The organism is Rhodococcus koreensis, assembly GCF_017068375.1.
Classification (GTDB): domain Bacteria; phylum Actinomycetota; class Actinomycetes; order Mycobacteriales; family Mycobacteriaceae; genus Rhodococcus_F; species Rhodococcus_F koreensis.
Genome location: NZ_CP070609.1, coordinates 2,040,844 through 2,052,786, shown reverse-complemented (window position 1 = coordinate 2,052,786; position 11,943 = coordinate 2,040,844). Strand labels below are relative to the sequence as shown.

Annotated in this window: 7 protein-coding genes; all 7 read left to right on the top strand. The window is 71.6% G+C overall.

Annotated elements, in window-relative coordinates; all coding sequences use genetic code 11:
* The 7 genes from JWS14_RS09490 (at position 1) to JWS14_RS51445 (ending at position 11,936) form a co-directional block, all read left to right on the top strand.
* On the top strand, positions 1-912 hold the full coding sequence (locus JWS14_RS09490) for a LysR substrate-binding domain-containing protein (protein ID WP_206013003.1): 912 nt from the start codon (positions 1-3) through the stop codon (positions 910-912).
* Positions 913-1,046: 134 nt separating this feature from the next.
* A complete protein-coding gene (locus tag JWS14_RS09485) occupies positions 1,047-2,360 on the top strand; it encodes an MFS transporter (protein ID WP_206013002.1) in 1,314 nt (437 codons plus the stop codon).
* Position 2,361: 1 nt separating this feature from the next.
* Complete coding sequence (locus tag JWS14_RS09480) at positions 2,362-4,308, top strand: FAD-dependent monooxygenase (protein WP_206013001.1); 1,947 nt, start codon at positions 2,362-2,364, stop codon at positions 4,306-4,308.
* A gap of 9 nt (positions 4,309-4,317) precedes the next feature.
* Positions 4,318-6,051: a dihydroxyacetone kinase subunit DhaL gene (dhaL, locus tag JWS14_RS09475; RefSeq protein ID WP_206013000.1), complete on the top strand. Its 1,734-nt coding sequence runs from the start codon at positions 4,318-4,320 to the stop codon at positions 6,049-6,051.
* 125 nt (positions 6,052-6,176) lie between these two features.
* Entirely contained in the window at positions 6,177-6,974 is a 798-nt protein-coding gene (locus JWS14_RS09470) for a hypothetical protein (protein ID WP_072940327.1), read from the top strand.
* A 121-nt stretch (positions 6,975-7,095) separates the two neighbouring features.
* Positions 7,096-7,419 carry a hypothetical protein gene (locus tag JWS14_RS09465; RefSeq protein ID WP_072940329.1) on the top strand — a complete coding sequence of 108 codons (324 nt, stop codon included), beginning with the start codon at positions 7,096-7,098 and terminating at the stop codon, positions 7,417-7,419.
* 5 nt (positions 7,420-7,424) lie between these two features.
* On the top strand, positions 7,425-11,936 hold the full coding sequence (locus JWS14_RS51445; protein WP_206012999.1) for a cation-translocating P-type ATPase: 4,512 nt from the start codon (positions 7,425-7,427) through the stop codon (positions 11,934-11,936).
* The last annotated feature ends 7 nt before the right edge of the window (positions 11,937-11,943 follow it).

The window sequence follows — 11,943 nt, the reverse complement described above, 5'->3', positions numbered from 1 at the left end:
ATGCCCCGCCCCGACAACGTCCCCGCGTACACGATGCGCCAGCTGGCGGCGTTCGTGGCGGTAGCGGAGACCGGGACGATCAGTGGTGCGGCCGAGCGGATGCACCTGTCGCAGTCGGCGTTGTCCGCTGCGGTGACGGATCTGGAGAAGGCACTGAAGGCGCAGTTGTGTGTCCGCCGGCGGGCCCGCGGTGTGCAGCTGACCCCGACGGGGGAGGCGGTCCTGTCGCGGGCGCGCGCCCTGTTGCAGCAGGCGGGCGAATTGCAGGCCGACGCATCCGGTGCGGGCGGGGTCGTCGCGGGGCCGATCGCCGTCGGTTGCTACCCGGCGCTCGGCCCGACGATCCTGCCGTCGATGCTGTACGCGTTCACCACCGAGTACCCGCGCGCGTCGGTGGAGTTCCGGGAAGACACGCAGAACCGGTTGCGGACGCAGCTCGAGGGCGGCGAACTCGACGTCGCCATCGTCTACGACCTCGACCTGCCCCCGGACTGGCAGACCGTGCCGCTGATGACCCGCGAGCCGATGGTGGTGCTCGGGGCGGAACATCCGCTGGCGGGCGTCGACGGGCCGGTACGCCTCGCGGATCTCGCGGAGCACCCGATGGTGCTCCTCGACGCGCCGCCGAGCACCAACCATGCGATGGACGTCTGCCGGCAGGCCGGGTTCGCGCCCCGGGTGGCGTACCGCACCGCGAACTTCGAGACGGCGCGGGCATTCGTCGGGCGCGGCCTGGGGTGGACGCTGCTGCTGCAACGGCCCCGGGTGGACGTCACGTACGAAGGCCTGCCCGTCGTCGTGAAACCGATCGCCGAACCGAAACCGGCGTCGGTGGCCGTCGTCGTCGCGTGGCATCAGGAAACGACGCTGAGCCGGGTCGCGCGGGCGTTCATCCGGTTCGTCACGGCCTGAACTGCGCCTTCGTGTCTTCCACGGATTTTCTGCAATTCATGTGGGGATAGTCCCGCTTTTCAGACGTATGTGAGTGGGGTCATTGTTTTCCGTAGCGCGATGAGTGTGGCGCAGCAGAACCGGGAAGGCAGACGATGACGGCAATCACCGAGGCGACACCGCCGGTGTCTCACAAGGAAGCGCGCAGGGCAGTCCTGTCGAGCTTCGTCGGTACCGCGATCGAGTGGTACGACTTCTTCATCTACGGCACCGCCGCAGCCCTGGTGATCGGACCGCAGTTCTTCCCCGGCGCGTCGACGTTCGCCGGAACCCTCGCCGCATTCGCCACGTTCGCGGTCGGCTTCATCGCCCGCCCGATCGGCGGCGTCGTCATGGGTCACTTCGGTGACCGCATCGGACGCAAGTCGATGCTGGTGCTGTCGCTGACGATGATGGGCGCCGCGACCGTCGGCATCGGACTGCTCCCGAACTTCGAGGCCATCGGGGTGGCCGCACCCATCCTGCTGGTGGCGTTGCGGTTCGTGCAGGGCATCGGCGTCGGCGGCGAATGGGGCGGCGCGGTGCTCATGGCCACCGAACACGCCCCGGAAGGTAAGCGCGGCCTGTACGGCGCCGCGCCGCAGATGGGCGTTCCGGCCGGAGTGATCATGGCGAACGTCGTGTTCCTCGCCGTCACCCAGTTGCTGTCCGACGACGCGTTCCAGACGTGGGGCTGGCGGGTGCCGTTCCTGATGAGCGCCGTGCTCGTCGGCGTCGCGATGTGGATCCGCCTCGGCGTCTTCGAGTCCCCGGCGTTCGCGGAGGCCAAGGAGAGCGACACGATCGTGAAGATGCCGATCGTCGAGGTGCTGACGAAGAACTGGCGGACGGTACTGCTCGCGGCGGGCACGTTCATCGCGACCAACGGCATCGCCTACGTGTTCATGGTGTACGTCCTGACGTACGGCACCACGGAACTCGGATACAGCCGCGCCACGATGCTCACCCTGCTGATCGTCGCGTGCCCGGTCTGGATGGCGGGCATGGCGGTGTCGGCCTGGAAGTCCGACGTCCTCGGCCGGCGCCGGGTGTACACGTGGAGTTCGATCGCGCTGGTGATCGTCGCGGCGGTGTTCTTCCCGCTGATCGACACTGCGTCGATTCCCGTCATGCTGCTCGCGATGATCGTGATGGCGGCGGTGCTCGGCACCACCGCGGGGCCGCAGTCGGCACTGTTCGCGGAACTCTTCCCCGCCCACATCCGTTACAGCGGTGCGTCGCTCGGCTACCAGATCGGCGCCATCCTCGGCGGCGGGCTCGCACCGTTCCTGGCGACGTGGCTGTTCGGGGCCTTCGGGAGTTCGACGGCCGTCACCGCTTATTTCGTGGTGATCGCCGTGATCAGTCTCGTCGCGATCCTGATGCTGCCGGAAACGAACAAGATCGCACGAAATGCGGAGGCCGCCTGACATGTCCACCTACTTCCAACCCCGGAAATACGCGGCGACGGACTTCGCGTCGACCACCGCAACCGACGAGGCCCTGTCCGTCGTCGTCGTGGGCGCCGGCCCGGTCGGCATGGGTGTCGCGCTCGGCCTCGCGCAGCGCGGCATCCCCGTCACCGTGCTCGAAGCCGCCGACCAGGTGTCGTTCGGCAGCCGGGCCATCTGTATCTCCCGGCACAGCCTCGAGGTCGCGGCCCGGCTCGGGTTCGGACCCGAACTCGAGAAGATCGTGCTCCCGTGGGTGGGAGGGCGCAGCTTCTACCGCGACGAGCAGGTGCTGCACTTCGAGATGGCGCACGGCGAGCACGACGTCCGCGGGCCCATGGTCAACGTGTCGCAGTCCGAGATCGAGCAGATCATGACCGACACCCTGCTCGCGCACCCGCTGATCACGTTCCACTGGTCGTCGAGTGTCGCCGGGGTCCTGCGGTCGGACGAGGACGTGACCCTCGACGTCGACACCGCGTTCGGTGTGCGCCGGCTCCGCGCACGGTGGGTCGTCGCCGCCGACGGCGGTCGCAGCCGGATGCGCGAACTGGCGGGAATCCGGTTGCAGGGAAACAGTTATGAGGGCAGTTACGTCATCGCCGACATCCACTGGGAATCGGCGCTGCCCGCCGAGCGGATGGTGTGGTTCGACCCGCCGAGCAACCCCGGCTCGACGATCATCATGCATCGGCAGCCCCGCGACATCTGGCGCATCGACTACCAACTGGACAGTTCCGACGACGCCGAACTCGAGACGCAGGAAGACCGCATCCGCGACCGGATCACCCGGCACCTCGACTGGCTCGAGAACGACGTGCCGTGGACCCTCGAATGGCACGGTTTCTACCGCGCGCACGCGCTCGCACTGGACGACTTCACGCACGGCCGGATCCTGTTCGCCGGCGACGCCGCCCACCTGGTTCCGATCTTCGGCGTCCGCGGGCTGAACTCCGGCATGGAGGACGCTGAGACCCTCGCCTGGACCCTGTCCGCCGTCGTCCACGGAACGGCGGACCACTCACTCCTGCAGGCGTATTCGGCCGAGCGTCGCGGGGCCTGGCAGCAGAACGTCGACAACGCGGGCAAGTCGACGCTCATCATGTCGCCCGGCAGCCACGGCTACCGCACCACCCGTGACGCCGTACTGGCGCTGGCCACGACCCGCCCGGAGTTCGGTCACCTCATCAACCCGCGGCAGTCGAGTGCCACGCACGCGCACCTGTCGCCGCTCACCTGGCCGGTGGCCGAGGGGACGACCGGTGTGCTGCCCGGGGATCCGATGGAGGACCGCCGCGTTGGGGTCGTCACCGCCGGGGGATCGGTGGAGTCTTCGCTGAACCGTGTCCGCGGAACGGGTTTCGCGGTGCTGGGCATCGGGGTCGACGCCGCCGGTGCCGACGTCGTCGCCGCCCACGCCGCCGCGATGTCGATGGCGCTGGCGCCCGAGTCGGTGCGCGCGGTCGTCGTCCCGGCGCCGGGTGTGGCGGTGGACGCGGCGGACGACCTGACGGTCCTCGACGACCCCGACGGCACGCTGGCGACGGCCCTCGGCGCGTCCGCGGGGGAATGCTTCGTGATCCGTCCGGACGGGCTCGTCCTGTGCCGGGTCCGGGACCTGTCGCTGCTCGGCGACGTGCCCGGGCACCTGCGGGCGGCGACCGCCCCCGCGCACGGTGTCGTCCCCGCACACACGGAGACGATTGCGACGCCGCAGGAACTGCTGCGCGAGAACGTGTGGACGGGACTGTCGGAGGCGATGGACCAGGCGGAGGAGTCGGACCGTGAGGGATTCCTGACCCGGCTCGCGCTGCTGCTCGGATCGCAGTCGGGCAGGCGGGAGTTCGAGGAAGCGCTCGCCGCCGCCACCCACGTGAGCGGCAAAGTGTGCTCCGGCACGCCACGGCACTCACATGTGGGCGCTTAGCCTGGGGGCATGGCGCACGCACAGTTCCTGAACTCACCCAAGACCTTCGTCGTCGACGCACTCCGCGGGGCCGTCGCCACCACCGACGACCTCGAATGGCATCCGGAACCGGGCTATCTCACCCGCCGGGAACCGTTGCCGTCCGGGCAGGTCGCGTTGCTGTCGGGCGGTGGGTCCGGGCACGAACCGCTGCACGCCGGGTTCGTCGGCCGGGGCATGCTCACCGGAGCCTGCCCCGGCCTGATCTTCAGCTCGCCCAACGCGCTGCAGGTGCGGGCCGCCACCCGGGCCGTCGACGCCGGCGGCGGAGTCGTGCACATCGTGAAGAACTACACCGGCGACGTCCTCAACTTCCGCATCGCCGGTGACCTGGCGGCAGAGGACGGCATCACGGTCGAGCACGTGCTCGTCGACGACGACGTCGCATCCGAACGGGACGACGGACCCGGACGTCGGGGCACCGCGGCCACGATCGCGGTCGAGAAGATCTGCGGCGCTTCGGCCGAACGCGGAGACGACCTCGCCGCCGTCGCGGAGTTCGGGCGACGCACGGCCCGGAATTCGCGCAGCATGGCGGTGGCACTGCGAGCGTGCACCGTGCCGGGGTCGGACTCGCCGTCGTTCGACCTGCCGGAGGGGCAGATCGAACTCGGGATCGGCATCCACGGCGAACGCGGAACCGACCGGGTCGACGCACTGCCCGCCGCCGAACTGGTCCGTCGGCTCACCGACCCCGTGCTCGACTCGCTCGGCGTGCAGCGGGGCGAGTCGGTGATCGCGATCGTCAACGGCCTCGGCGCGGCCCATCCGCTGGAGTTGCAACTGCTGTTCGGTGAACTCGCCGACCATCTCGCGGAGCGGGGCGTGGCGATCCGGCGGTCGCTGGTCGGCAGTTTCGTCACCGCCCTCGACATGGACGGCGCGTCCGTCACGCTGGTGCGCTGCGACGACGAACTCCTCGACCTGTGGGACGCACCGACCGCCGCACCGGGATGGCCGAACGCCCCGGCCGGTGAATTCCGCGGCATCGCAGACCGATCCGCGGTGCAGTTTCGGTCGGATGTCGCCTCCCGTGAGGACGAACCGGAGGTGTCCGGCACCGCCGACACGTTGGGCCGGGCGGCGGTGGGGGCGTGGTTCGGCGCGTTCGTGGAGAAGGTGCTCGCCGAGGAGCCGAACCTCACCGACCTCGACCGCCGCGCCGGCGACGGGGACTTCGGCACCAACATGGTGGCCGCACTCGACCACGTCGACGTCGCCGGGATCCGCGACCGGTACTCCCCCGCGACGGTGTTCGAGTCGCTGTCCGACGCCTATCTCGGTCACGCGGGCGGCACGTCGGGCGCGCTGTTCGGGGTCTGGTTCCGGCAGTTCTACCGGGCGGCCGTCGACGCACCGCAGGGTCTGGACACGAAAGCGATCGCCGCCGCGGCACGGGCGGGCCTCGACACGATTCAGGAACTCGGCGGGGCGCAACCCGGTGACAAGACGATGATCGACGCCGTCGACCCCGCCGTCACCGCCCTCGAGTCGGCCGTCGAGCAGGGCAAGAATCCGGCCGACGCCCTGGCCGAGGCCGCGGACGCCGCCGGCCGCGGCGCCGAGGCGACCGCAGGCATCACCGCGCGACGCGGCCGGGCCAGCTACATCGGCGAGGCGGCGCGAGGCGTCGTGGACCCCGGCGCCCTCGTGCTGTCGTGGTTCTTCGCCGAGGGCGCGCAAGCGGCCCGCAGTACCGGGTAGTCACCGCGCACCGGGCACGGCACGTAGGGTGAGGAGGAGAACGCCGAGTCGTGCTGCGCAATCCCGTCGCCACACCTCTCCCGACCTGCGTACGGGACGCAGAATCACGGACGGACAAGTAGACAGTGGAAGACACCGCCAGCCGGGGAATCCAGGCCTTCATCGCCGATGTCGTGGAGCGGGGTGGCAAAGCGGTCCGGCTCACCCACTCGCGGCGCAACCCCGTCCAGGTGTGGGGCGACGACGGCACGAGTTGCATCGTGCGGGTGCGTTCCAAACTCAGCGGCGACTGGCAGGCCCGTAAACAGGACGAGTCGCTCGACGACGACGACACCGGATCGCAATTCTGGGTGTTCGTGGATCTCGCGAGTTCCCCGGAGGAGTTCTTCGTCGTGCCCTCGTCCGAGGTCGCCGACGACATCCGCGCCGAGGTGGACCTGTGGATGATGGACACCCCGGGGCGCACGCGGACCGGGCATCACGCGATTCCGCTGAGCCGGGTCGCGCACGGCCGCGGGCGCTGGGACCTGCTCGGGCTCGCCGGTGAGAAGGACCCCAGCCGCTACAGCGACGCTCAGCGCGCCACCACGGCGGCCACGTTGCGTGCCGACGCCGCCGCCCGCGCCTCCGCCAGGAAGAAGCCGGCCAAGGCGACCGCAGCCTTGGAGGAACTGGTCGATGCCCGGCTCGAGGTGGTCGCCGACTTCGAGGGATATCGGTTGGTCGGACGGTTCGATTCCGGCACCGGGACGTTGGAGATCACCCGCGGTCCGATGCAGGGCCGCCGGTTCCCCGACCCCACGACCGCGGCGACCGCCGTTGCCAGTCACATCAGCGGCGACGTCGAGACCCGCGACGGGTGGGAATTCTGGCGCACCGAACAGGGTGAACGAATTCCTCTGGAGCAGAACGTTATTCGGTAATATCTGAGAGTTCCCTGAAATCTGTTCCGGTGCGCGGCGGTTGAGAATACCCTGAGGTGGGTATCGCAGACATGATCCGCCGTGCCCCGGCGGGAGTGGCCACGGCCGATGGGAGCTCATCATGCGAATCGTCGACGGCGCAGTGAACGCCGTGACAGGTGCTGCGAACGCGACGACGAGTGCGGTCGGCGCGGTCGGAGGAGCGGCACTCGGCGGTGTGGTCGGCGGAGTCCGCGGGGCGGCGAGCGGGGCCCGGGCCGGCATGGAGAGCGGAAGTCATTCCACACCGGCCGCAGCGCTGACCCTGGCCGCCGTCGGCGCCGCGGGACTGGTCGAGTGGCCGGTGCTGGTCACCGCGGGCGGGGCGGCGCTCGTGCTGCGACAGTTCGGCGCGGGGTCCCGGACCTCACGCGACACCGAAGCCCCGACGTCGGCTGCACAGTAGCTGCCGTGGGACTCGGTCGATACGTCTCCGCTGCCGCGTCCCTGCCGGTGCGCGTCGCCGGAATCGGACTCGGGGTGGCGTCCTACGGCGGCGCCGTCGCCGCCGATCTGGTGGCCACCACCGCGCGGACCGCGACTCAAATCACCACCGAGGTGCTGGGCGGAACCCCGGCCCGTCGCACGAGTTCCGGACACGGCCGTGCCTGGATCGAGATCCGCGGACTCGACGGACCGCGCGGCGCCGACGTGGCGGCGGCCGTTCTCGGCGCGGTCCGCGCGACCGCCGGTGTGGACGGAGCCGAACTCAACCGCGCGCTGTCCCGCCTGGTGGTGACGGTCGGCGACCACGGACCGTCGGTGGCCGCGCTGTGCCGGGTGGTCGCGCGCGCGGAGGATGCCGCCCGCCCTCTCGTTCGCGGCGGCGTCCGGGACCGGCCCAGGGAACTGCCCGGCGACGACGTCGCACTCGCCGAACGGGCTCTCGCACTGGCCGCCGCGACGACGGGCCTGGTCGCAGCGGTCGGTGTCCGGCTGCTTCCGATGCCCAGCCTGCCGGCGGCGGTGCCCGCCGCCGCGGTCACGTTCGTCAACTATCAGCCGCGACTGCGCGGCATGGTCGAGAACCGGCTCGGGCCGGACGCCGCCGAACTGCTGCTCGCCACCGCTCAGGCCGTCGGCGACGTGCTGCGGCGCGCGCCGGCGTCTCTCGCCGTCGACGTGGCGTTGCGGTCGGCGATCACGGCGGAGGCGTGGTCCGGCCGGCGGGTGTGGCACCGCCGCGAACCCGAACTGGCCCGGGACCCCGCGGATGACTCGGCCAGCCGCCCCCGCGTGCGCGGCACGTCCGGACCGGTGGAGCGGGACGTCGACCGGGCGGCGATCGCGCAGTTCGCAGGGGCGACGGCGGTGGGGGTCGCGACCCGCAGTGTCGCGGGCGCCGCGGACGCGGCCCTGGTCGCCGCGCCGAAGGCGGCCCGCACCGCACGGGAGACCTTCGCCGCGACGCTCGGGCGCGGACTCGCCGACCGGCACTCCGTGCTGGTGCTGCGACCCGCCGCGCTGCGCCGCCTGGACCGGGTCGACGCGGTGGTCGTGGACCCGTCGGTGCTGCACACGGCGGAACTGCGGGTGAGCGGACTCCGTGCCGTTCGGGACGCCGACCGGACGCGGGTGTGGGAGTCCGCGAGGTCCGCCGTCGAGGCCGGCGCGCTCGGGGTGGGCTGGCACGCGCTCTCCGACCTGCCGGGCGATGTCGCCTCGGCCGCCGTGGACGAGGATTCCGCCGTCCTCGTGACGCCCGCCCACCACGCGAACGCGGCGGCCGTGCTCGCGCAGGCCCGCACGTCGGGCGCCCAGGTGATGTCGGTGAACGTGGACGGACTCGGCGGACTCCGCTCGGCTTTCGACGACCTGCTCCCGTCGAGCGGATCGCCGGATGCGGACCTCCGTGACGCCGTCGCGCAGTTGCAGGCGAACGGCGCGACGGTCGCGGTGGTGGCCGGCCACGCGCCGCACGCCCTGTCGGCGGCCGACGTCGGCATCGGTGTTCTCGCCGGCGGCGCCCCGCCGCCGTGGTGTGCGGACCTGCTGGTCGACGACCTCGCCGGGGTGTGGCGGGTGCTGCGGTCCCTGCCCGACGCCCGGACGGCGAGCCGGCGCGGCGTCGAGATCGCCACGGCGGCGTCGATGCTCGGTGCGCTCGTGATGCTGCCGGGAGTGCGCGGCCGCGGACCCGGGCCCGTCACGGTCGGTGCGGCGGCAGGATTGTGGACGGGACATTCTCTCGCGCGCAGTGTGCTGCGGGCCGAAATTCCCCCGGCCGCCCCGGTTCACGCCTGGCACGAGATGCCGGCGACGGAGGTGCGCCGGCTACTGCCCGTGCAAAACGACGTGGACGCCGCGACGTCCCGCCGCCGCTCGGTGCGTCTGGTGCTGACCCCGGTGGAGGCGATCGGGCGGCTCACCGCGTGGCCGGTCGGCCTGGCCTGGGACTTCGGGCGGGCGATGCGCACGGAGCTGTCGGATCCGCTGACCCCCGTCCTCGCCACCGGATCGGCGGCGAGCGCGCTACTGGGTTCGCCGATCGACGCGGTGCTCGTGGGATCGGTGCTCGCGGGGAACGCCGCGCTGTCGGCCGTGCAACGCCTGCACGCGGAACGACTGCTGAACAGGTTGCTGGCGGCGGGGGATCCGCCCGCCCACCGCGTCGCCGGATCCCCGAACAGTTGGGTGACGGAGCGGGTGGAGGCGTCGCGGTTGCGGCCGGGCGACGTGATCGAGATCTGCCCCGGCGAGGTGGTGCCCGCCGACGGCAGGCTCGTCGAGGCTTCGGGGGTCGAGGTCGACGAATCCTCGCTCACCGGGGAATCGCTGCCGGTGAGCAAGCAGACGTCGCCGACCCCGGGCGCACCGATCGGCGAACGTGCCTGCATGGTGTTCGCGGGCACCACGATCCTCACCGGCACGGCGACGGCGATCGTCACCGCCGTCGGCGACGCCACGGAAGCGGGACGTGCCGGTGCGATCACCCCGGCGAGTGCGGCGCATGTCGGTCTGCAGGCGCAGCTCAGAAGCCTCACCGACCGGGTGCTGCCCGTCAGCGTCGGGGGCGGGGCGCTGGTGACCGCCGTCGGATTCCTGCGCGGCACCGGACTGCGGCAGGCCGTCACCAGTGGTGTCGCGGTCGCGGTGGCCGCGGTTCCGGAGGGGCTGCCGCTCGTCGCGACCCTGGCACAGCAGGCCGCGGCACGCAGACTGACGAGATCGGGCGCGCTGGTGCGGGCGCCGCGGTCCGTGGAGGCGCTCGGCCGCGTCGACGTGGTGTGCTTCGACAAGACGGGCACCCTCAGCGAGAACCGCCTACGGGTGGTCTCCGCCGTTCCGCAGCCGGGTTTCGACCGCGACGACGTGCTCGCGTGCGCGGGCCGCAGCGCCGTCACCCGCGACGGCAGTCCGGCCGCGCACGCCACCGACGTCGCGATCGCCGACGCCGCAACGGACCTGCTGCCACCGGAGGGCGAGCACCGCAGTTATCTTCCGTTCCGATCCGGACGGCCCTACTCGGCCTCGCTGTCGGGGACGCACCTGTCGTTGAAGGGTGCACCGGAGGTCGTGGTCGCCGCCTGCACCGGAATCGACGCCGACGAGGTCCACGACACCGTGCTCGGGATGGCCGCCGACGGGTTGCGCGTCATCGCCGTCGCCCGCCGGACCGTCACGACATTCCAATCGCGACGCGCGGCCGACGACGCCGACGTACTCGACGAACTGTGCGGCGGCGGGCTGCAACTCGTCGGACTACTCGGGCTGGCCGACACCCCGCGCCCCGAGGCGGCCGGACTGCTTCCCGACCTCGAACGCCTCCAGGTCGGGGTCCGGCTGATCACGGGCGACCATCCCGTCACGGCCACCGCCATCACGCGAGAGCTGGGACTGCCCGTGTCGTCCGAGCAGGTGATCAGCGGCACCGAATGGGACACCCTGTCGCACCGGGGGCAGGAGAACGCCGTCGAGAAGTGCGTCGTCTTCGCCCGGATGACGCCCGAGCACAAGGTGCAGATCGTGCAGACCCTCGAACGTGTCGGTCACGTCTGCGCGATGGTCGGCGACGGTGCCAACGACGCCGCCGCGATCCGGGCCGCCAGTGTGGGGATCGGCGTCAGCTCGCGCGGTAGCGACCCCGCCCGCAGCGCCGCGGACGTGGTGCTCCTCGACGGCCGCGTCGACGCGTTGCGCGACGCCCTCGATGAAGGCCGCCAGCTGTGGCGGCGGGTCCAGGCCGGGGTGGCGGTGCTGCTCGGCGGGAACGCCGGGGAGGTGGCGTTCGCCCTGATCGGCAGCGCGATCGCCGGACGGTCACCGCTCACCGCGCGTCAGCTTCTGCTGGTGAACGTGCTCACCGACGCTTTGCCGGCAGCCGCACTCGCGGTGAGCCCGCCCAACGAACAGACCCGGGGAGAGGGCCGCGGACCGGACAGTGCGGCGCTGTGGCGGACCGTCGCGATCCGCGGCGCCGCCACCGCGGCAGGCGCGACGACGGCGTGGGCGCTGGCGAGCGTGACCGGCAGGCAACGCCGGGCGTCGACGGTCGGGCTGGTCGCGCTGGTCGGAACGCAGCTGGGGCAGACGCTCATCGATTCGCGCAGCCCGCTCGTCGTCCTCACCGCGGGTGGGTCACTCGCCGCGCTCACCGTGATGGTCAGTACGCCCGGGGTCAGTCAGCTCCTGGGATGCACCCCGCTCGGACCGATCGGGTGGGCCCAGGCGCTGGGGTGCGCGGGTGCGGCGACCGCGGCAGCCGCGTTCGCACCGGGACTGGTGGAGAAGCTTGCGGGCGATCAGTCGACGATCTCGATCACGCCCGCCCGCAGCAGCACGGCGTACACCTCCCGGAGCGGTGGGGTGAGTACCCGGGTGACCACCCCGGTCAACGGGTCCGCGGCGCCGGAGAAAACACCGGCAGCGGTCTGGGCGACGGCACTCAGCACACCCGACACGGTTCACGGTCAAGGTGGCTGACCGGAAA

Bases quoted from the DNA above. Each gene is read 5' to 3' on its own strand.
- JWS14_RS09490 (WP_206013003.1), top strand. From the start codon at position 1: ATGCCCCGCCCCGACAACGTCCCCGCGTACACGATGCGCCAGCTGGCG.
- JWS14_RS09485 (WP_206013002.1), top strand. From the start codon at position 1,047: ATGACGGCAATCACCGAGGCGACACCGCCGGTGTCTCACAAGGAAGCG.
- JWS14_RS09480 (WP_206013001.1), top strand. From the start codon at position 2,362: ATGTCCACCTACTTCCAACCCCGGAAATACGCGGCGACGGACTTCGCG.
- dhaL (WP_206013000.1), top strand. From the start codon at position 4,318: ATGGCGCACGCACAGTTCCTGAACTCACCCAAGACCTTCGTCGTCGAC.
- JWS14_RS09465 (WP_072940329.1), top strand. From the start codon at position 7,096: ATGCGAATCGTCGACGGCGCAGTGAACGCCGTGACAGGTGCTGCGAAC.